Raw genomic sequence first — 21,022 nt, forward strand, 5'->3', positions numbered from 1 at the left:
AATGCGGACTTCGCCGGATATAGGCTAGGACGCAAACTAACCGGGATCCTTGGATCTGATTACGACCAGGACCTGCACTTTATCGGCCATAGCTACGGGACCATTGTAAACGGGATCGCGACTCGGTACTTAGAGAGATGGGGCGATATCGACGCCGCCGCGGCGCAGCAGTTCACGACACTCGATGCGCCGACAAATGCTCTAGGCTTCATCGCGCCGAATTTTACGGAGAGTTGGTTCGAGTTCGTTCTTCCTGATGACGTTGATTACTTTGACAACTACTTTAGTACGCTTAAGCCGTTACAACAGGTCACTTGGGGAGGATACGGAGAAATCATTGGAGCAGCCGATCTGAACCAAGTAGTAGGGTTCGGTCATGGCGCTGTAGGGTCGGAATTCTATCCCGATTTCATACGGAGAGGCGTTGATGCGGATTTTGGTTCGGTCTCGGGTTACCCAATAGAGCCAACAGCGTTAGAGGCAATAGCGTCCGACTGGATTACGCCGCTTCTACCGGCGATTGGTGGTCTAGCAGCTGCTACGGGCGGTGAGTCTCCGGACCAGGTCGGGGCCTTTGCCACGCCTGAACGGACGGTGCGCCCTTTCGGCTCGCTCTTCGAGCCGCTCATCGGGCAGCCGGAACTGGTCGGCGCAATTCCCGGATACGATGAGTTTCGGTTCGACGGTTACGAAATCGCCGAGCAGTCCCCAGTATCGATGATGCAACTGATCGACATTCCGCTTGGTACGGAGATGCTGTTGCTGGACTGGATGGTGGGCGTAGGCGGTGACGGGGATTGGTTCACGCTGTACTTCGGCGACGAGTTGCTATGGTCGATGGGCATCGATGGCCTGTTGGAGGGCCTGCTGCTCGACGCGGTGATCGACGTATCCGGTTTTGCCGGCATGAGCGGAGCGCTGACGGCAACGCTTCACAGCGTCGGGGAGAGCAACGCGGTGCTCTACGTCGGCAACCTGCGCTTTGCCGGAACCTTTGGCGCGGCACCGGTGCCGGCGCCGCTGCTGCTGATGGCCGCGGGGCTCTTGGCGCTGGCGGCGCAGAAGCATCATCGGGCGCGGCGCCTGGCGAGCTGAAGTGCGCCCGTGTCGATGAAGGGGACCTACGCTCGGAACAGCCCAAGGGGCACCGTGCGCAGCGGCTTGGTCCCCTGTCCGACTGGGATACGGTCGGCGCTTCTGAAGGCTCAGTCGCTGGGCAGTTTCTCAGAGGCGGGCTGCACAACCAACTTGACCCCGAGGGCCTGGCGCACGCGGCTCACGGTATCGAACCGCGGCTGCGCACCGGCGCGCAGCGCCTTGTAGAGCGCTTCCCGGGCCAGTCCGGACGCGGCGGCGACCTCGTTCATGCCGCGGCTGCGCGCCGCGACGCCGAGGGCGTGTGCCAGCTCGGAGCAGTCATCACCTTCGATCACCTGGGTGAGATACTCGGTGATGTCGGCTTCATCGCGAAGGTGCTCGGCGGGATCGAGGGCGCGCTTGCGGGTGCCATCGGGCATCAAGGCGACGCCGGCCCACAATTCCGCCGTGTTGATGGCGGTGATGTAGAGCGACTCTGGCGCCTGCGCATCGAGCCATCGGATCACCGCCTCGCTGGCGCGGGGCCGCAAGGGCTCCGAGATGACGTTGGTGTCCAGGATGATCATTCGAAGGACGCCGGCTCGATGGGGGTCGGGTCACGGTGGAGCTCCAGCTCCACGCCGCCGATTTCCTCCGCATAGCGGCGCAGCTCGGTGCCCAGGCGCAGCCCGCCGTCCGAGCGCACGGCCTGTGCCAGGATCGCGCGGATCTCCGCCTCGGTGCTGACGCCATGGGCCGCGGCCCGGAGCCGCAGCGCGCGATGGACCTCGGCCGGCAGATTGCGAACGGTGACCGTTGCCATGGTGATGTCATGCCCGTGTATTGATGTCAGCGATGTCGAATAATGCCGTTGACATCGGTCCGGCACAAGGCGAGCGGCCTGACGACTCCGTCGCGCTCCGACATCGGCTGCACACTCAGCCTGACCCAAAACGCCCGGCACAGGCGGTCGACAGTATCGAGGTGCGGTTGTGCAGCGGCGCGCAGCGGCTTGCATGGCGCTTCCCGAGCCAGCCCCGACGCGGCGGCAACCTTGGGCAGCCCGCGGCTGCGCCAGGCGACGCCGAGGGCCTGCGCCGTCCCGGGCCGATGTGCTCGCGCATCCCGCACTGGTTGCCCGAGCCGTCGCACGCGGGGCTATGATGGTCAGGCCTGTCGCGGTGCGGAAATCGATACCGAGGGCCTCCGCATCGCGTCAGGACCACGCGGTGAACCAGGCGGCGACCGACGCATCCGGCCGACCGGCCCGGACAACGATCAACCTACCCGACACAGCGGTGAGACCACCCATGACCGAGCATCTGCCGATCCAGCACCCCGACGACTGCACCCCGGAGGACATGATGCGCATGGCCGAGGCCCTGTTCGCGCCGAACACGCCGGTCGCTGAGCTGGAGCGCATCTGCATGACGCTGGCCCATCTGCCGACCGAGGACGCGCAGGGTCTGCTGGCCCGGTTCAAGCGCTCGCCAAGGGCCGGCGAGGTATCGTGGCTGGAGTGTGCGATCGACGAAGGGTCCTACCTGCTGCTGACGCCCACCAACGAGCTGGAGGAGCGTGAGTTTCTGACCCTGAAGGTCATCGAGGATCTGAGCGATGAGATCATCGATCTGGCGGGCCGGTGCGAAGAGGTCCGCCTCAGGCGCGACAAGTCCGAGATCCGGCTCGCGGCGCGCGTGGCGCTCGCCGAGGCCGGCAAGCTGGATGCGGATCGGCTCGATGACGACCGACTGGACATCGAGCAGGACAGCGAGAGCCTCGGCGAGCTGGCCGAGGCAATGGCGGAGCGGGAGGCGATGATCGAATACCTGCGAGCCACGATCACGACGCCGCGCTACCGCAGCGCCGATCCCTGCGTCGTCCGGCATATCCATCTGGACGGCGAGACCGGCCCCGAGCCCGCGTCGTCACACCGGTGACCCGGGCGGCGTCGAGCCCGCCCCCGCTGCCCGGCGCCCGTCGCGCTCAACTCCGCGGACTGCCGCGGGTCAGCACCTGCGCTGACGGCAGGCAAGGCCGGTCAGTTCTCGCACTGTTGCAGCACTGCACCAACCAGGCGGCGTGTCCAGAGTCGGTGCCCTGGACGAAGCGGCAGGGCGCCAAGACCCGGATCGCTGCTGCGTCCTTTGCCTACGCCAAGGGCGCGGAAGAACTGATCGGTCACACCCTGACAGGTTGCGCTTGAAGGAGCAGATGCCAAACCTCACCGCGGCGATAAGTGACGGTTCAGAAACAAGGTGAACACCGTAGGGCGGACCTTGATCAGAAATTGGGCGCAGCGCATCCGCCGTCCGGGCGCTGCCGCCGACCCGGGAGGTGACCGCGGCTGGCGAGCGCCTCTATCAGGCCAACTGTGCCGTCTGCCATGGCAGCGGCGGTGATGGCGATGGCCCGGGCGGTGCGGGCCTGTCGCCGCCGCCGGCCAACCTCCGCTGGACGGTGCGCAGACCCGTCGCCACTGACGGTTATCTCATGTGGGCCATCAGCGACGGCGGCGCCGCCATCGGCACCGGCATGCCCGCCTTCGCCGGCGCGCTGAGCGAGCAGGACCGCTGGCGCATCGTCCACTACCTCCGGACGCTTTGAGCACGGCGTCCGCCGCGGCGGCAGCGAGCATCAGCGCGACACGGGCCGCCTCAGCGCTGTTCCAGCTCCAGCAGAAGCTCCATACCGTCCTGCAGGCGCTTGCGCAGGGCCTGGGCGCGGCGGCCGACGCTCTGTTGCGCGGCGGCGTCGAGCTTGTCCATGATCTCCGCTTCGTCCATGGCGCCCATGGACTGCTCCATGGCCATGTCGACCATGGCGGCCGCCTGGCTGCCGAGGGCGGCGACGCCCATGTCGGCGGCGGAGAGCTCGCCGAAACGCCCGTTCAGGGCGCGCAGTCGCTGCGCACGGTTCGCGTCCGCCATGCCGAGTGCCACGAGGTCCTCCTTCAGATCGGCGATCTGGAACGGCTTCAGCCGGCTGGAGAGGGCGCGCTCCACCTGGCGGCCCAGGGCCATGTCTGCGTCGGCTTCGCGCAGCGGCACTGGCGGCAGGGCCAGCTCCTCGCGCAGCGGGAAGCGCAGCAGCTCCAGGCCCAGCATGGGCACCAGCAGGCAGCGTCGCTGCCGCTTGGGCATGAGCCAGTTGGCCAGATTCACCCAGTGCTCGCGCAGCAGGACCATCTCCGGTGTGTCCACGCCGCCCGGCATCAGGCCCTCGCGGGTGCTGCCCGTGCCGTCGATGTTGATGTCTACGAAATGGTGCCAGGTGGCATCCGTCACCACGCGGCCCACATCGGCGAGCTGGCCGTCGTAGGCGGCGATGGCGATGAACTCCCGCGGCACCAAGGCCGCCTTGCCCGGGAAGGCATCGCCGTGGGACATGGATTTGGCGACGATCTCTGGCGCGACGCGCGGACCGCCGCCGGTCTCCTCCGGCCATTCGTCCACGTCCGCGCCGCCCAGGCTGAAGCTGGTGGTGAGATCCGTCGGGATCAGGCACTCCCCTTCGTGCGGATGGTCCGGTATGTGGTCGATGGCCCCGCCGCCCGTGGCCTGCATCAGCGGGTGCGGCTCTGCGACGCCGCCGGCACCGGTGCGCCAGTTGAGGTAGACCCGCTGCGGGTAGGTGTCGGACTGGTCCTCGAAGACATAGGTCGCATCGGCGCCCGGCAGGTTGGTGGAGAGCCGGTCCTCGCCGCCCGCGGAGGGCACGTTCTGCGCCACCGTCCACTTGCGCATGCTGCGCACCCGCGGGATGTCCCGGCAGATGCCGGCGCCCAGGGTGGCATGGTCGCCGGTGGCGAAGAGCCCGCCGCCTGCCTGCATGAAGGCCGCCATCGCATCCAGCTCCGCCGCGGTGACCGCACTCGCCGAGCCGATGGCGAAGATGAAGCAGACATCATAGCGGTCGATGTCCAGTCCGTGTGTGGCGTCGTCGAAGCGGAAGTTCTCAATGTCCGCCGAGGTGTCGCTACCGGTATTGGCCTTGGTCACCTTTGGGGTGCGGCCGTACACCTCGCCGGCCAGCAGCGTATCCACGAATTGGGCAAGGGCGAAGCCAGTGGGGCTCGAGAAGGCCATATCCGTCACCACCAGCACGTGCGGCTGGCAGGTGAGGAAAAGGCGCTGCGGCTCCAGGCGCTCGATGAGACCGCGGTCGATGCGAATGAGCTCTGCGATGTCCATACGGATCACCTCGTTGGGTTGAGCACAGGGGTTGATCCCGACGATCGGGTACACACCGATCCCGCCGTCGGGGTGTGCAAAGTCTGACCGCAAGACCAGGCTGGATAGTCGGAAATGCCGGCACAGGTCTGTGCGGGTTTGCTGCCGGTGGCGTGGGAATCGTCGTACACCGGGTTGCACATCAGGGCGCGCCCGGGCCGCGCCGCAAGCAACGGCGCCGCGGCGCGCTCCGTCGGACGGCACGGGCGGTCGCGGCGGTGCTGATGGCGGGCGGTTGTTCTGCGTCGGTGGGCAGTTCAGCCCAGATGCGCCAGATCCTCGGGGCGGTTGGCATTGCTGAAGGCGCGGGGGACTGCGCTGAAGTCGGCCAGCGCCACCGCTTGGGCCTCCAGCCAGCCGTGCACACTGCGCCCGCCGGCGGCCAGGTAGGCGTCCAGGGAGGCTGCCAGTCGCGCCGGCAGCAGGGCGTGCAGGGGATGCTGGCGCTCGCTGTCGGCGGCGACCGCGAGGTCCGCCGACGGATCCGCGGCGAGGGCGGCTGCAAGTCGTGTGGCCAGGTCTGCGGGCAGCAGCGGCGTGTCGCAGGGCGCCGTCAGCAGCCAGGGAGTATCGACGGCCGCAAGGGTTGCCGCGATGCCGGCGAGGGGACCCTGATAACCGTCGAGCCGGTCCGGAATGACGCGCTCCGCAAGGCCGGCATAACGCTCGATGTTGCGATTGGCGCTGATCCAGAGCCGGCCCACCTGCGGGCGCAGGGCATCGGCGGTCCAGGCGGCCAGCGGTCGGCCGTTCAGGTCGATGAGGCCCTTGTCGCGACCGCCCATGCGGCGGCCGGCGCCACCCGCGAGGACCAGGCCGGTGATGTCGCTCGGGCTCATGTGCCGACTGAAGTCCACGTACCCGGGGGCGGCATGGCGACGTCCGCAGCGCGACATCAAGGCGCAAGGCGCTCGATGCGCCAGGCGTCACCGTTACGGCTGTAGCGGAAGCGATCATGCAGCCGGCTTTCGCGCCCCTGCCAGAACTCGATGCTCGATGGCACAACGCGGTAACCGCCCCAGAAGTGGGGCAGCGGGATTTCGCCGTCGCCGAAGCGCCGCTTCATTTCAGCGACCTTCTCCTCCAGCAGCGAGCGGGAGCTGATCACCTGACTCTGCGGCGACGACCAGGCACCGATGCGGCTGCCGCGGGGGCGGGTGGTAAAATATTTGAGGGATTCCGCCGTCGGGATGCGGGCGGCGCGGCCCAGGATCTTCACCTGCCGCGCCAGCGCCACCCACGGGAAGAGCAGGGCCACGCGGTCGTTGTGGTCCATCTGCCGGGCCTTGCGGCTCTCGTAGTTGGTGAAGAAGACGAAGCCGTCGGCGTCGTAGAGCTTCAGCAGCACCGTGCGCAGGCTCGGCTGGCCGTCCGCGTCCACCGTGGCCAGGGACATGGCGTTCGGCTCCGGCAGGCGGGCGTCGATGGCCTGCTGATACCAGCCCTGGAACTGGCGCACCGGGTTCGGGTCCAGCACATCAGGGTCCAGCCCCTCCGCCATGAAGCGCGCGCGCAGCGCCGCGGGGTCCACGTCCGTGCGGGCGGGGGAGGCGAGGTAGGCGTCGGGGGCGGTCATGGCGGGTCACCGGTGGCTGGCTTCGCTGCACACAGGTGGCGACCGCGGCCTCGATGCAAAAGGGGTTGTCCGGCGTGATCGACCCTGCCGGCATGCCGGCGCCCAGTTCAGGCGAAGCCGCCTGCATGCCGCAGCATTGGTGCGCGGCAGGCCGGTCGGCGACCGTCGCGGCGGTCGCGCCGGGGCAGCCCAGGCCGTCGTCGCCCGGCGCGCCTGCGCGCTCGGCAGTCAGTCGGCGTGGTCGTCGCGGCCGAGCATGGCGTCGATCTCGGCGACGGCTGCGGCCCAGTCCTCGTGCTCTTGGCCGGGGGCGAAGCCGCGCTTCTCGGCGCGGTAGTAGGCGGCCTCCTCGATCATGCGGTAACGCTCTTCGGGCGTCACCTCGCTCACGGGCTTCAGCGTCACGGCGCGGTCCGGCAGCGGCGGCTGCGGGGCAGTCTTCGGCACCGCGGCCTTCTTGGCTAAGGTCTTCTTCGCCGCAGTCTTTTTGGCGACCGCCTTCTTCGTGACTGGTGCTGCCGGTGCTGCCGGTGCTGCCGGTGCAGCCGTCGGCGCCTTCTTGCTGACGACCTTCTTGGCCAGGGTCTTCTTGGCAACCGTCTTCTTGATGAGGGGCTGCGCGGCGGCGGCCGGCGCCTTCTTGGTCACGGCGGCCTTCTTCGTCGCGGTCTTCTTGGTCACGACCTTCTTGTCCTCTGCCATCGTCGCTCACTCGCCTCCGGGTTTGGGGAAAAGCTCGAAGCCGCAACCCGCCGGGTGCCGTCATGGCGCCACCCGCACCGCCGCCGGCCATTGGCGCGAAGAATACACGACACAGGCGGCAAGCCGAATACCGCAGCGCAAGGCAGGGCTACCGGCGACCCAAGTCCGTCGCTGAGTGCGTGCTTGGCCGGAGTCGCTGCTCAAGGGATTCACTCGCCGCAGCTGAGCAGGGTTTCAAAAGCGTCTGCTTCAAGGGCCACCTGTGCGGATCGCAATCGACGGTTTCGCGCTGCCGGAGGCAAGGCGACCATCGTCGGACGCTGCCGCCGGTCATTGACCGTGCGCCATCTGCGCTACTCCTCCCGCAGCGCCTGTGCCGGCGCGGCCCGCGCCGCCCGCAGCGCCGGGTAGAGCCCGGCGAGCATGGCCGCCACCCAGGCGAGCAGCACCCCGGAGGCCAGGGTGTCCGGTGTCAGGCGCATGGGCATGGTCCAGCCGAAGGAGCGCAGGTTGATGACTTGGATGAGCAGGTCGCCCATGGCGACGCCGAGCGGAATGGCGAGGAGGCCCGCGGCGACGCCCATCAGTGAGGTCTGGAGCAGGATCAGCAGCCGCAGCTGGCCGCGGGTCATGCCGGTGGCGCGCAGCACGGCGTAATCCTTGGCGCGCTCCAGCTCCAGCGCCATCAGGGCGCTCAGGATGCCGACGAAGGCCACGCCGATGGCGAGGAGCCGCAGCACTTCGGTGATGGTGAAGGTGCGGTCGAAGATCTCCAGCGACAGCTCGCGGATGCCGCGGTTGGTCTGCACCGCCGCCGGCGGCGTCAGCGCCGCGGCCATGGCCTTCACCCGCGCCTCCACCGCCTCGGCGTCGGCCGCATCGGCCAGCACGATGCCCATGGAGGCGGTGCCCGGATCGTCCCAGAGGCGGGCGTAGATGGGCTTGGGCAGGATCACCGTGCCGCTGTCGCTGCCGTAGTCCTGGAACACGGCGCCGATCTCGAACGCCTGCCAGCCGCGGGCAGTGAACAGCTCCAAGCGGTCGCCGACGCCGACGTCGTGGCGGTAGGCGTAGGGTTCGGAGACCAATGCCAGCTCACCGGCCTCCCAGCGCGGCCAGACCTCCACCGCCGTCTCGCCGCGGAACCTGAACCCCCGCGGCCGTCCGGCGCTGGATGTGAGCGCCAGCACCCGCATCTGCCCGTCGCGGCTCTCCACCCGGCGCGAGCGGCCCTGGCTCACGGCCTCCACCCCGGGCAGCGCCAGCAGCCGGGCGGCCAGACCCGGCGGCAGCGAGGCCGTGCTGTCGGCACCGCCGGTGTCGTCGGTGGCGATGTAGATGTCGCTGGTGAGCGTGTGCTCCAACCAGTCCGACACGCTTACCCGGAAGCTGCCGATCATGATGCCGACGCCCACGGTGGCCGCCACCGCCACGGCCAGCGCCGCCACCGCGAGCCCGGAGCGGGTGATGCTCGCCGTGATGCCGCGGGCCGCGAGTCGCCCGACGCTGCCGAAGAGCCGGCCGAAAAGCGGTGTGGTGAGTCCGGCGAGCAGGCGCACCACCAGGGGCATGCAGAGACTCGCGCCGACGATGACCAGGAACAGCGCCACGAAGCCCCAGACCATGGAACGCCCGGACAGCGGGATCAACGCGACGCCGAGGGCGATGACCAGCACGCCCCCCGCCGCGAGCCAGGGCAGGAGCCGCTGCCCGCGCTGCTCCACCAGGGTGCGGCGCACCACGTCCCGCGGCTGGGAGCGGGCCGCCTCCAGCGCCGGACCGAGCCCTGCCAGCAGGGTCACGCCGATACCGAGTCCGACACCTTTGGTGAGCGACAGCCAGTCCAGGTGCAGGCTGCGCACGCTGAGCTGGAAGTAGACGTCGTTGATGGTGCGGGTCACCAACTGCACCAGCCCGGCACCCACGGCGATGCCCGTCAACACGCCGAGCAGTGCGCCGATGGCCGCCAGCACCAGCGCCTCCACCAGCACCAGCGCGAAGAGCTGCGAGCGCGTGACGCCCTGCATGCGCAGGGTGCCGAGCAGCGGGCGGCGCTGGAGCACCGCAAAGGTCATGGTGTTGTAGACGATGAAGCCGCCCACCAGCATGGCGAGCAGGCTCATGGCCGTGAGATTGGTGTGGAAGGCGCGGGTCATCTGCGCCAGGGCATTGGTGCGCTGGGCGGTGGTGGTGAGCCTGAGCCCGGTGGGCAGGGCGGCGGCGACCCGGTCCGCTTCAGTGTCCGTCAGGATCAGATCGATGCGCTCCACCGCGCCGATGCTGCCGGTGACCTCCTGGGCCGTGGCGATGTCGGCGACGGCGAGACCCCCCAAGCCCTGGCCTGCGCCGCCCTGATCCGGCAGCACGGCGGCGATGCGCATGCGCCGCGTGCTGTTGCCGATCTCGACGCTGACGGCATCACCGGCGGCGGCGCCGATGGCCGCGGCGTCCGCCGCCGACAGCAGCAGTGTATCCGGCTCCGCCAGCAGGGCGATGAGCGCCGCCGCAAGCTCGGTGCCGCCCCCGCCGCCCCCGTCGCCCTGCACTGCCGCGCCGGCGAACAGCGCGGGCCGCATCGGAGCCGCGGCAACCAGGTCCAGCCCCAACAGCGTGAGACTGCGCTCGCCGATGCGGATGGGCGCCTCGATCACCGGCGTGGCCAGATCCAGCCGTTGCTCGATGCGCAGCCGCGCATAGGTCGCATCCGGGATGCCGCCGGCGGCGGCCTGGATCTGGTGCGTCGCCGGCCCCGCCACCTGCTCCACCGACAGCCGGAAGCCCCGCCGTGCGCTCTCGTTGGCCAGGTCCACGGCGATGACCACGGCCACGCCCAGCGCAATGCCGACGATGGAAAGCCAGGTCTGCCAGGGATGGCGGGTGAGATAGCGCCGGCTCGCGCCGAGCAGCGCCGGCGGCAGCCGCACGGCATCGACGGCGCCCGCCAGGCGCGCCGCCAGGCCGCGGCGCGCCGCTGTGCTGTCGGCCATGGTGGCGCTCACCAGGACAGGGCCTCGGTGTCCGCGCAGAGCCGCCCCTCGTCCACGGCGAAGGCGCGGTCGGCGATGCCCGCAACCTCGCGGCTGTGGGTCACCAGGATCAGCGTATGGCCCTCGTCACGGAACAGATGCGAGAGCAGCGCCAGCACCCGGTGCCCGGTTTGGGCGTCCAGGTTGCCGGTGGGCTCGTCGGCGAGCACCAACGCCGGGTCATGGATGATGGCCCGGGCGATGGCGACGCGCTGCTGCTCGCCGCCGGAGAGCTGGTCCGGGAAGGCCCGCTCGCGCCCCGCGAGGCCCACCTTGTCCAGCAGCTCCGCGATGCGCGCGCGGCGCCGCGCCGCCGGCACGCCGTTCAGCTCCAGCGGCAGGGCCAGGTTCTCAGCCACGCTCAGGGTCGGAATCAGGTTGAAGAACTGGTAGATGAAGCCGATGTGCCGGCGCCTGAGCAGGGTCAGATCCGGCTCGCCCATGGTGGTGACGCTCCGGCCCAGGATGCGCGCGTCGCCGGCGTCCGGGCGGTCGATGCCGGCGAGCAGGTTTAAGAGCGTCGACTTGCCGGAGCCGGAGCGGCCCACCAGCGCGACGCACTCGCCGGGTGCGACCTCAAAGGCGACGTCCCGCAGCACCACGCGCCGCTGGCGGCCCTCGGCGTAGGACTTGCTCAGGCCCTGGACCGCCAGGGCTGCTGGGGATGATTGGTCCATTGGTGCTGCTTCCCGTTGTGGGCTCGTGGAGTGCGTCAGGGCCAGAGTGTTGGGGCGCAGGCGCGCTGGTTCATGGACCAGGCTCGCCGGTTTCGGCGTCCAGCGCCTCCACCAGCGCCCGCACCGCGATGGCGATATCGGGCTCGGCGCGCTCCAGCACGGCAGGGCTGCGATCCTGCGCCAGGTAGTCCAGCGTGAGCAGCACCGCATCGGCGGTGGGCGCAAGCGCGACAGACAGCGCCTTGACCTCGTGGGCCAGATCCCGCAGCAGATCGTCGGAGGGGCGGTCTTTCAGCAGCCCGACGAAGAGTGCGTGGATGGCGTCGCCTGGGGTTGAGTGCCCCGCGCGCGGCGGCGGCATGGCCTTGGGCGACTCGGTCGGCGCGGCTTGCCCGAGGCGCTGTGCGGTCGGCGGCGCGATGAGGTGGTCGATCAGCCGGCGGCCGATGGCAAAGGCGGTGGCCTTGTCAGCGTTGCGCTCGGCGGTGGGGATGGCAGTGGCGGCGGCCTCCAGCACCTCGTCGGCATGAGCCGGGTTCTCGGTGATGGCATCGTCGAGCGTCTGCCACGCAAATGCATCGGCGTCGAGGAGCAATTGCATTGCCGCGATGAACCCGCGCAGCTGGGAAGGGAACGCCGGATCGCGCTGCCGTTGCTCTTCCGCGAAGCGCAGCGCATCGGTCAGCGCGGACACGGCGGCCCGGTAGCGGGCGGCGTCTCGCAACATGCGATAGACATACGCCCAATGCTGCGTTTCGCCCACCGCCTTATCCTCGTCCTGCAGCGTGGCATCGGCTCGCGTCTCGCTGATGCCGCGGCGATGGGCGGCGACGGCTAGGTCAATGGCGCCGCTGGCGTGCAGCGCTTCGGCGATACCTCGCCAGTCCGTGGTGCCGGTTCCTCCGGGGTGCCAGATGGCCGCCAGGCGATCCAGTCTCGCTTCGACGTCCTGCGCCCCGGCTTCCAGCGCCGGCAACAGAACGGACAGCAGTGCCGCGAGCGCCAAATCCGAGATGCCCGCCGCGACCGCGGCACGCAGGCCCTGCTCGGCGACGGTGGCGGCCAATTCCGTGTCCTTGAAGGCCCGCAACATCGCCGCGGCTGTGTGGAATTGCGAGGCGATGCCGTGTCGCCCGTCCCGGGACGATGCCAAGCGGTCGAACAGCCGTTGCCAGGCCTGCGCCGCGGCCGCCTCGTCGCCCAGCTCCGCCGCCAGTTCGCCGACACGCACAAGAACCCAGTCCACCAGGTCCTGCCTTTCGGCGGCTTCCGCCCATTGCACGGCCTCGCGATGGGCGGCCAGGGCCTCTGCCGGGCGGTGGAGGGCGCGCAACGACAAGCCGAGACTCCCGAGGGCAAATGCAATTGCGTCCGGATGGCCGCTGCGGCGGGCGGCGTCCAGGGCCTGCTGCCACAGCGATAAGGCGGTTTCGGGTTGCTCGTCTCGTTCAGCAAGCCGCGCAAGACCCTCGAGGTTCGCAGCCCGCCATCTGTCCGCTGCGGCTTCCTCGGCGTCAGCGGCAAGGGCCAGCCCGCCGTCGAAGGCCTGGCGTGCTTGGCCCCATCGACCCTCGTCGAGATGCAGCATCCCCAACCAGCAACGGGCTTCTGAGGCCAAGGCCTGCGCACCGGCCTCCGTGGCGAGGGTTGCAGCACGACCGTACGCATCCTCGGCCGCCCGGGCATCGCGGCGGAATGCGCTGAAGCGCCCAAACGGCTGGGCGGCATACCAACCGAGCGCCATCCAGTTCCAGGCGGCGCGATGCCGGTTGCCGGCCCGGCCGAAGGCGGCGATGGCCTCGCGATGCGCGGCCAGGGCCGGCTCGGCGCGGTCGAGCTTCATCGACAGCCAGCCGACCTGATCCCAGAGCGTGCCGCGGAGCTCGTGGTCATCGGGTGCAGCCTCGGCCAGGCGCGCCTGGAACGCCGCAAGCTGCCGCTGCAAGTCCGCTGGATCGTCGCGGTCCGCATCCGCTCCTGACCAGGCGTCCGTCAGTTGTTGCAGCAGCGACGGATCGGCGAAGGCCGGGCACTCCGCGACCCTGAGCCCGCTCTGCTCCAACCGCACCCGCGCAAACGCCGCCGCCTCCGCCGTCCGCCCCCGCTCGAACAGCCGCAGCGCATGGGCCCGCAGCTCATCGCCGCGGTAGAAGGTGGCCAGGAACTCGGTCATCGCCGCCAGTGGCGTCTCCAGCGCGCGCTGGTCCAGGTGGCGCTTTCGGTAGTACTGCACCAGCACACGGTCGGCGACGCGGTAGAGCGTGGCGCGGCCCTGGTGCTCGCGCTCGCCGTAGACGATCTCGTTGTCGCGCAGCCAGCTGAAGGGCTGGGCGATGCGGTTCTGGCCCAGGCCGACGCGCTCGGCGAGCTGGCTCTGGGAACAGGGCTCGCCGCCGCGGATGAGGGCGTCGAGAAGCGCCCGCGGGGTGTCGGGCATGCGCTCCCAGAGCAGGTCCTGGTAGTAGGGCGTCAGATTGTCCACCAGGGCGTCCAGGGTCTCGGCGGCGCTCACCGGGTCGCCGTCGGCGCGCAGCAGGTCGGACAGGATCACGGCCATGCGCGGGCTGCCGCCGGTGAAGCGGCTGATGGCGCGGATCTTGGCCTCGGGCCAGTCGCCCTCGGGGCGGCGCTCGTGGCCGGCGCGGCGCCGGAAGTAGGCGATGTACTCGGGGCTGTCCCAGGGCTCCAGGCGCAGGTGCTCGAAGCTGTGAAAGAGCCTGTCGCCGTAGCGCTGGTCCAGGTCGCCGGACAGGGTGGAGACGATGAGCATGATGCGCGGCTCGCCGTCGAGCCATTGGCGCAGCCGCGACTGGTCCGCCTTGGCCTTGAAGGCGCGCTCCAGCAGCCGGTCGAAGTTTTCGACCGCGGCGATGAGGAGCCTCGGCGTCGCCGCGCCGGGCTCACTGCCGGCGCGGGCATCGATGGCGTCGCGCAGCTCGGTGACGGCCGCCTCCCAGGCGTCGCCCGGCTCGGCGCCGAGGTGCGGCATCAGGCTCGCCGCCGGGGCGCCGGTGAGCAGCCGATGCAGCTCCCGCGGCAGGCTTGCGGCGGTGGTCAGGTTCGGCTGCTCCTCCGGCAGCAGCAGGAACCCCGCCGGCGTGCCGCGGTCCTTCAGCGCCACCTGCACCAGCCTGAGAAAGAACGACTTGCCGATGCCGTGCGGCCCCATGACCATCAGGTGCCGGCTCGGGCCGCTGCCGGCCAGGCGTGCGTCGATGCTGCGCAGCGTCAGCGCCAGCGGCGCCTCGCGGCCGGTGGCCAGCGCCCGCACTGCGGCGTCGGCCATGCTGTGCGGGTCGAAGCGATAGATGGTCCGGCGGATGTCTTCAGGCGCCATGGTCGATTCTCCAATGCCGCAGCACCCGCAGCGCAAAGGCGTACTCGCCGGGCTCCTGCGCGTGGATGAACTCCTGGCGCTGGAGCTTGTCGAGCAGCGGGCCGAGGGCGGCGCCGACGTCGGGCAGCAATGCGGCGATGGCGTGGCGCGAGAGGGTTTCCGCGTCGCTGCGGGCGAGGGCATCGAGCAGGGTCTCGGCGGCCCGTCGCTCCTCCGCCGTGAAATACTTGGCCAGGCGCTCCTGGAACTGCGGGAAGAAGGTGCGGCGCAGGTCCGGCCAGTATTGGCGGGCAAAGGTCCGGTCGATGTAGGCCGGGTCGCAGCAATCGGCGCCGGAGAGCTTGCGCGCGATGAGGTCGATGAAGAACGGATGCAGGTCGTCGATCCGCGCCAGGATCGCATCCAGACAGGCGTCGTCCCAGCTGCCGAGGCCAAAGGCTTGGGCGCGCCGGCGCAGCATCTCCCGTGCCTCGTCGGGCTGAAAGGGGTACAGGAACAAACGGTCCACGTTGTTCATCACCTGGCTGGTGATCTCCAGGTCCGCCAGCAGGAAGTCCAGGCTGATGGAGCCGGCGATGGCCATCGGCGTGCCGCTGCCGCGCCAGGCGCGCAGCGTGGACAGCACCTGCTTGGCGAAGCGCTTCTCGAAGCCCTGCTCCAGCAGGTTTTCGATGAAGAACGGCAGTTCATCGATGAAGAGCGCAACAGGCGGGTCGGCGTCGGCCAGGGCCTGACCGGTGGCGGCCGCGATGGGCTCCCAGTAGTCCACCAGCCCTTTGTCCAGCTCCACCGAGGCGCCACCGAAGCTGCCCTTCTTGAGCCGGTTCTGGATGGCGTCGGCGAGCTTGCTCGGCAGGGTCCTGCCGTCCAGCACCAGCCGCCTCCAGCGCGCCAGCACGCCCGCCGGCAGCGCCGCGAGGATGGCGTTGTAGAGCTGGGAGGGCGTCGACAGGGTCTGCACGTCGATCAGGCAGGGCTGGAGTCGGCGTTGCGCCGCCTTGTGATCGCCGCCGGTTGCGGCATCGTCTGCCGCCAGGCGCCGCGCGGCCTCCTCAAGCACCCAGGTCTTGCCGGTGCGGCGCAGGCCGAACACAAGCACGCTGCCGCCGCTGCGCAGCGTGTTGCACAGTGTGCGTACCTCGGCTTCACGGAACAGGAAGTCGCGCATCTGGTTATCTCATCAGCCTGATATCATGCCTGGATGATACCTTTTTCGCGGTCTGAGGGGAGGGTTAGGATACGGAGATGCTGGCAGGGTCAGCGGTCCTGCGCATGGACGCGCTTGCTCTGCTCGGGATGCAGCATGGCGCCCGCGACGACGCTGAGGGCGTGTGGAAAAGGGCAGCGAAGCCAGTGCCGGGCGGGCCAGGACGGCGGATGTGCGTCGCTCACCGGCCTTATAGACGCTTACTGTGCGGTTGAGTCGTGACTCATCCGCGCCGCGGGCCGCAGGCTGTTGTGCAGAGGTTGGCCGGGCCCAGAATAACCATTGCGGAAAGCCTGGGGCGCTCGGTCCCGTAGCCGAGGCTCAGAGCCACTTGACCAGGTAGTAGAGCTTCTGGCCCTCCGACGAGCTGGACGGCCCATACACCACCGCCGGATGCAGCTTGCGCAACTCGTCGCGTCCGGCGCGCGCGGCTTCCTCCGAGTCCACCACGGTGACGCAGCCCTCCGGGAAGCGGCCCCGGCGGCGGTTGGCGGCCTTCACCAGCGCGTAGCGCTCGGCCAGCGATTTGGACTCAGGGTCGACGATGATGCGCTGCATACCCGCCCTCGTATCGGTATCGGTATCGGTCTCGCGATCGACACGCCCTTAGAGCCCGCCGCACCCCCTGGGGGCGCCGGCTTCCAGCCGGCCCGCCGCGTACGCGCCTGGCTGCCGGGTACGCGGTGGCAAGCCCTGCGGCTGCGCGCCCATCGCTCCAGTGAGATTGCGCCGCAACAGCGCACCCTCAACCAGCTCCGTCACCCGCCGCGGCGTTCAGGGTGGCGTGCAGCCGGGCGAGCGCCCCGCTGCCCGCGCCTCCTCGAACAAGGCCACCGCCTGGTCCATGTCGGCTGCCAGCTCCTCCATGCGAGTGTCATGCGACGGATGCGTTGACAGAAAGGCCGGCGGCTCACCGCCGCCGGCGGCGGCCATGTTCTGCCAAAGCTGCACGCTCGCCCGCGGGTCGAAGCCGGCCCTGGCCATGAGGTCGCGGCCGATGCGGTCCGCCTCGCGCTCGTGGGTGCGGCTGTAGGGCAGGAGCAGACCGTATTGGGCGCCGAGCCCCAGGGCCTTGCGCAGCGCCTCGTGCTCGAAGCTGTCGGGCTCTTCCGCAAACATGTCCAGCAGCAGCAGGCCGCCCTGCACGGCGAGCTCCTGGGTCAGGCGCTCGTTGCCGTGCTCCGCCAGCACATGACCGATCTCGTGGCCGATGACCGCCGCCAGCTGGTCCGGCGTGCGCGCCACCTGGAGCATGCCCGTGTGCACGCCGATCTTGCCGCCGGGCAGCGCGAAGGCATTCGGCGTCGGGTCGTCGAAGACGGCGACGGACCACTCGCCGCGCGGCTGCGGCAGTGCATCCACCAGGGCCTGCGCGACGCAGCCCAGGTAGCGGCGCACGCGGGGATCATCGTCGAGGGGCCGGCGCTCCAGCAGTTGCTCGAAGCTCTGCTCGCCCAGAGCCGTCATCTGCGCCTCGGGCACCAGGGTTACTTGCTTACGCCCTGTGGGGGATTCGTCGCAGCCTGAGAGCAGCGCGAGCACGGCCGGCAGCGCGGCGAGGGCGATGGGCTTTGGGTGCAGGCGGACGACGCGGCGGGATCGGAATGACATCGCGGTGGTGCTGAGTGGAACGGCTGGCGGCATGCTCGCAGATCGGCGGCGGGTCGTGGGGGCGCGGGCTTGATTCGGTATCATGTCCGAATCGAGTGCGCAGCGCGATCACGCCTGCACCCACAGCGCCCGGCGCCAAGGCAGCCGGGCACAGTATCGTCGGTGGAGCCACCGCCCATGCCCGCCCATCACGCCCTGGTGCTGAACCTGCACCAGCCCGCCGGCAACCTGGAGCACCTGCTGGAGCACGCCGCCTGGGAGGCCAAGGAAATCCTCTTTGCGCTGGACCGCATCCCCCGCGCCCTCTGGGGGCAGGAGGACCTTGCGCGGGTGCACCTGTCCCTGTCCGGCACACTGCTGGAGACCCTGTCGGCCCCCGACTTCCAGGAACGGGTCTACGGCATCGTGGACTGCGGCAAGCTGCTCTGGCACCTGCAGAATACCGAGCTGTTCGAGATCCTGGGCACCGGCTACTACCACCCGGTGCTGCCGCTGATCCCGCCCGCGGACCGGCCCGAGCACCTGCGCCGCTGGCAGGCCCTCGCCCGGCATCTCTTCTGGCGTGAGCGCTTCGCCGGCTTCTGGCCGCCGGAGATGGGCTTCTCCATGGAGCTGATCCCGCTGCTGAAGCACTTCGGCTACCGCTATGTGCTGGTGGACAGCGCCCATGTGGAGCCCGTCACGCCGATGGACTGGCCGGAGCTGCGCTATCGCCCGCACATTGCCCGCCACAAAGGTGAAGAGATCGTCATCGTCGTGCGCGACCGCGAGCTCTCCGACGCGCAGGAGTCGGGTATGGAGCTGGACTGGTTCCTGGCGGAGGTGGCCGACCGCACCCGCTGGTGCAGCTTCGAGCCCCTGGTCACCACCGCCACCGACGGCGAGAACGGCGGCTGGTTCCGCAACGTCACCGAGGGCGCCAACTACTGGAGCGCCTTCTATCTGCCCATGCTGGAGCGGGTGCGCGAGGGCAGCGCCGGGGTCAGACCCACCAGCATCAGCGACTACCTGGACCGCTGGGGCGCCCACGGCGAGGTCCATGTGGGCACCGGCGCCTGGAACACCGGCTGGCACCATGGCCGGGGATTTACCCAGTGGACCGGCTCGGATGCCCAAAAGCGCATGCTCGCGCGCTACGCCGACGTGAGCGCGCGCCTGCGCACCAGCGTGCGGCAGGGCGCAGCCGAGGCGCCCGATGACCCTGCGCTGATCGGCGTGCTGGAGGAGGCCCGCTGGCGCCTGCTGCGCGCAGAGACCAGCTGCAACCTGTTCTGGGGCGAGGCCTGGGTGGGCCGGGCCGCCGCCGACCTGGACGCCGCCGAGGCGGCGCTCAAGGAAGCGGAACGCCATTTGCACGTCGCTTCGCAGTCCGGCGGGGGCAACACCCCCGGCTGAGCGCCGGGCGGCTCGACACGGCTGCGCGGCCCTCTCCGGGGCCACCGGACCCGGCGTCCCGCAGACACCCGAAACATCCGTTCATCGTCTCATCACACAACACATCCAGGAGCCGTCCCATGCCTGAGCTTCCCGAAGAAATCGAAGGCCTGCCGAATATCTCCGGCCACGAGCAAGACATCGCCGCCGCCATGGCCCGGGGCAAGGAGAAAAGCCTGTCCGACATCCCGGGCGGCGTGGACTTTGGCCGCATCCGAGCCGCGGCGGCCATTGCCCTGCACCAGCACCAGCCGCTGATCCCGGCGGGCGGCGACGACCTCCAGACCGCCGCGCTCATCAGCAACCTCCAGTACATGATGGAGCACCAGGACATCGGCGATAACCACAACGCCCCGGTGTTCGTCTGGTGCTATAAGCGCATGGGCGAGCTCATCCCGCAGCTCATCCACGAGGGCAAGTCCCCAAGGGTGATGCTGGAGTACTCTGGCACCCTGCTGCACGGCCTCAGGCAGATGGGCGAGGGCCATGTCATCGACGCACTCAAGACCATCACCATGAACCCGGACTACAACTGGGCGGTGGAATGGCTCGGCATGCCCTGGGGCCATGCCGTGGCGCCGTCCACGCCGGTGCAGGACTATCGCCTGCATGTGCAGGCCTTCCAGCACCACTTCGCGGCCATGTTCGGCCTCGATGCCCTGGAGCGCGTGCGGGGGTTCTCGCCGTCGGAGATGGCGCTGCCCAACCACCCGGACGTGGCCTATGAATTCGTCAACACGCTCAAGGAATGCGGCTACCAATGGGTGCTGGTGCAGGAGCATAGCGTCGAGCAGACCGACAACGGCTGGCACCCCCAGCGCCCGCACCTGCCGCACCTGCTCACCTGCACCAACTCCGAGGGCGAGAGCGTCAGCATCATCGCGCTGGTGAAGACCCAGGGCTCGGACACCAAGCTGGTGGCGCAGATGCAGCCCTGGTACGAGGCCCAGGGCCTGGAGCGCTGGGAGCTCGCCGGTAAACAGGTGCCGCCGCTGGTGACGCAGATCGCCGACGGTGAGAACGGCGGCGTCATGATGAACGAGTTCCCGGACAAGTTCATGGAGGCCGTGCGCGCCGCCTCCGGCACCGATACCCCGTTGATGAACGGCAGTGAGTACATCGAGCAGCTGTTCGCCCTCGGCATCAAGGAGACCGATCTCACCGAGATCCGCCCGGTGCAGCAGGGCAAGATCTGGGAGCGGATGCAGCCCGGCGACGGCCCCGAAAAGCTGGATAAGGTCATCGAGGAGCTGAAAAAGGAAGACCACCAGTTCCACATGGACGGCGGCAGCTGGACCAATGACCTGTCCTGGGTGAAGGGCTACGAGAACGTCATCGGCCCCATGGAAGAGGCCAGCTCGCTGTTCAATGAAAAGGTGCTGAAGCCCGGCACCCCCACCGACGACCCGCACTACCGCAACGCGCTGTACCACCTGATGGCCAGCCAGACCAGCTGCTACCGCTATTGGGGCCAGGGCCTGTGGACCGACTACGGCCGCGAGATCTGCCGCCGCGTCATGGACATCGTCAACTACGACTTCGGCTGAGTCCGACCCAAAGCCCCCGTGGGAGCGGCCTCCCGGTCGCGACACCGTGGCGCCTGTGGGAGCGGCCTCCCGGCCGCGTCAGGCTCCATGGCAGCGGCACAAGCCCGTCGCGGCAAGGATGCCGCGCCCGCTGGGCTGAGCTCTGTTGCGGGTGCCAGTTCCGCGGAACAGGCGAGCGAGTGGCTGTTGTCAAGCCGCCGTCAAGCGCCTGACCTTCAGCTCACCGCGGCGCTGCTCGGCCTGCCGGAGATCGTATTGCGCTTGCTGGTTGAGCCCGCTTTCCGAGGAAGTGCCGCAGGCGATCGAGAGGCGAACGGCCATCTCGGGGCTGATGCCGGCCTTGCCGTTCAGGACGCTGGAGAGCGTCTTGCGGCTGACGCCGAGGCCTTCGGCCGCCTTGGTGACCGCTAGGCCCAGCGCGTCGAGGCAGAGCTCGCGGATGATGTCGCCGGGATGCGGTGGGTTGTGCATGGGCAGGATGGCGGCTCAGTCATAGTCTTCGTAATCGCGGCTTGCGCCAGGCACGCGCTCGACTGCGCCTTTGCCGACCCCGATCGGTCCAGCCGCGTGGCAGCCCATGGCACCCGGCCGTGAGC

19 protein-coding genes are annotated in these 21,022 nt (G+C 69.4%); 5 read left to right on the forward strand and 14 right to left on the reverse strand.

Annotation, left to right across the window (positions count from 1 at the left end; genetic code table 11):
• Nucleotides 1-1,095 (forward strand): hypothetical protein (locus tag QZ607_RS12455; RefSeq protein WP_295883007.1); only part of this gene is annotated, 1,095 nt, incomplete at its 5' end.
• 110 nt (nucleotides 1,096-1,205) lie between these two features.
• On the opposite strand, the gene QZ607_RS12460 is transcribed toward QZ607_RS12455, so the two are convergent.
• The 3 genes from QZ607_RS12460 to QZ607_RS25850 are packed head-to-tail and all read right to left on the reverse strand — an operon-like array spanning nucleotide 1,206 to nucleotide 2,229.
• Complete coding sequence (locus QZ607_RS12460; RefSeq protein ID WP_295883008.1) at nucleotides 1,206-1,664, reverse strand: addiction module antidote protein; 459 nt, start codon at nucleotides 1,662-1,664, stop codon at nucleotides 1,206-1,208.
• Complete coding sequence (locus tag QZ607_RS12465) at nucleotides 1,661-1,900, reverse strand: hypothetical protein (RefSeq protein ID WP_295883010.1); 240 nt, start codon at nucleotides 1,898-1,900, stop codon at nucleotides 1,661-1,663. Before QZ607_RS12465 ends, QZ607_RS12460 begins: the two co-directional genes overlap by 4 nt.
• Before the next feature lie 26 nt (nucleotides 1,901-1,926).
• Complete coding sequence (locus QZ607_RS25850; RefSeq protein WP_367268185.1) at nucleotides 1,927-2,229, reverse strand: hypothetical protein; 303 nt, start codon at nucleotides 2,227-2,229, stop codon at nucleotides 1,927-1,929.
• A 158-nt stretch (nucleotides 2,230-2,387) separates the two neighbouring features.
• On the opposite strand from QZ607_RS25850, the gene QZ607_RS12470 reads away from it, so the two are divergent.
• On the forward strand, nucleotides 2,388-3,017 hold the full coding sequence (locus QZ607_RS12470; protein ID WP_295883011.1) for a hypothetical protein: 630 nt from the start codon (nucleotides 2,388-2,390) through the stop codon (nucleotides 3,015-3,017).
• Nucleotides 3,018-3,414: 397 nt separating this feature from the next.
• Nucleotides 3,415-3,684 carry a cytochrome c gene (locus QZ607_RS12475; RefSeq protein ID WP_295883012.1) on the forward strand — a complete coding sequence of 90 codons (270 nt, stop codon included), beginning with the start codon at nucleotides 3,415-3,417 and terminating at the stop codon, nucleotides 3,682-3,684.
• A 50-nt stretch (nucleotides 3,685-3,734) separates the two neighbouring features.
• Here the strand turns inward: QZ607_RS12475 and QZ607_RS12480 are convergent, their stop codons facing one another.
• From QZ607_RS12480 to QZ607_RS12525, 10 genes are all read right to left on the reverse strand, one after another.
• Complete coding sequence (locus tag QZ607_RS12480; RefSeq protein ID WP_295883013.1) at nucleotides 3,735-5,270, reverse strand: hypothetical protein; 1,536 nt, start codon at nucleotides 5,268-5,270, stop codon at nucleotides 3,735-3,737.
• Nucleotides 5,271-5,566: 296 nt separating this feature from the next.
• Nucleotides 5,567-6,148: a molybdenum cofactor guanylyltransferase MobA gene (gene mobA / locus QZ607_RS12485; protein WP_295883014.1), complete on the reverse strand. Its 582-nt coding sequence runs from the start codon at nucleotides 6,146-6,148 to the stop codon at nucleotides 5,567-5,569.
• Nucleotides 6,149-6,204: 56 nt separating this feature from the next.
• Nucleotides 6,205-6,885 (reverse strand): pyridoxamine 5'-phosphate oxidase, encoded by a 681-nt coding sequence (pdxH, locus tag QZ607_RS12490; RefSeq protein WP_295883015.1) that lies wholly within the window; start codon nucleotides 6,883-6,885, stop codon nucleotides 6,205-6,207.
• Nucleotides 6,886-7,113: 228 nt separating this feature from the next.
• The gene (locus tag QZ607_RS12495) at nucleotides 7,114-7,566 is read right to left on the reverse strand and encodes a DUF2934 domain-containing protein (protein ID WP_295883016.1); all 453 of its coding nucleotides are present in this window, start codon (nucleotides 7,564-7,566) and stop codon (nucleotides 7,114-7,116) included.
• A gap of 374 nt (nucleotides 7,567-7,940) precedes the next feature.
• Nucleotides 7,941-10,574: an FtsX-like permease family protein gene (locus QZ607_RS12500; RefSeq protein WP_295883017.1), complete on the reverse strand. Its 2,634-nt coding sequence runs from the start codon at nucleotides 10,572-10,574 to the stop codon at nucleotides 7,941-7,943.
• Nucleotides 10,575-10,582: 8 nt separating this feature from the next.
• Nucleotides 10,583-11,290: an ABC transporter ATP-binding protein gene (locus QZ607_RS12505; protein ID WP_295883018.1), complete on the reverse strand. Its 708-nt coding sequence runs from the start codon at nucleotides 11,288-11,290 to the stop codon at nucleotides 10,583-10,585.
• Nucleotides 11,291-11,360: 70 nt separating this feature from the next.
• Nucleotides 11,361-14,627, reverse strand: coding sequence for a tetratricopeptide repeat protein (locus QZ607_RS12510; RefSeq protein WP_295883019.1), 3,267 nt, complete (start codon nucleotides 14,625-14,627; stop codon nucleotides 11,361-11,363).
• On the reverse strand, nucleotides 14,617-15,795 hold the full coding sequence (locus QZ607_RS12515; protein ID WP_295883020.1) for an AAA family ATPase: 1,179 nt from the start codon (nucleotides 15,793-15,795) through the stop codon (nucleotides 14,617-14,619). The genes QZ607_RS12510 and QZ607_RS12515 overlap by 11 nt, the downstream gene beginning before the upstream one ends.
• A gap of 360 nt (nucleotides 15,796-16,155) precedes the next feature.
• Nucleotides 16,156-16,392 carry a hypothetical protein gene (locus QZ607_RS12520; protein WP_295883021.1) on the reverse strand — a complete coding sequence of 79 codons (237 nt, stop codon included), beginning with the start codon at nucleotides 16,390-16,392 and terminating at the stop codon, nucleotides 16,156-16,158.
• Between the two features lie 216 nt (nucleotides 16,393-16,608).
• Nucleotides 16,609-17,445, reverse strand: a complete 837-nt coding sequence (locus tag QZ607_RS12525; protein WP_295883022.1) for a M48 family metallopeptidase — start codon at nucleotides 17,443-17,445, stop codon at nucleotides 16,609-16,611.
• A 177-nt stretch (nucleotides 17,446-17,622) separates the two neighbouring features.
• Here QZ607_RS12525 and QZ607_RS12530 point away from each other — a divergent pair, with 177 nt between their 5' ends.
• A complete protein-coding gene (locus QZ607_RS12530; RefSeq protein WP_295883023.1) occupies nucleotides 17,623-18,840 on the forward strand; it encodes a glycoside hydrolase family 57 in 1,218 nt (405 codons plus the stop codon).
• A gap of 119 nt (nucleotides 18,841-18,959) precedes the next feature.
• Nucleotides 18,960-20,426, forward strand: a complete 1,467-nt coding sequence (locus QZ607_RS12535) for a glycosyl hydrolase family 57 (protein WP_295883024.1) — start codon at nucleotides 18,960-18,962, stop codon at nucleotides 20,424-20,426.
• 189 nt (nucleotides 20,427-20,615) lie between these two features.
• Here the strand turns inward: QZ607_RS12535 and QZ607_RS12540 are convergent, their stop codons facing one another.
• A complete protein-coding gene (locus tag QZ607_RS12540) occupies nucleotides 20,616-20,903 on the reverse strand; it encodes a HigA family addiction module antitoxin (protein WP_295883177.1) in 288 nt (95 codons plus the stop codon).
• Nucleotides 20,904-21,022: the final 119 nt, after the last annotated feature.

Source organism: uncultured Thiohalocapsa sp. (genome assembly GCF_913063425.1).
In the GTDB taxonomy this organism is placed as follows: Bacteria; Pseudomonadota; Gammaproteobacteria; order Chromatiales; family Chromatiaceae; genus Thiohalocapsa.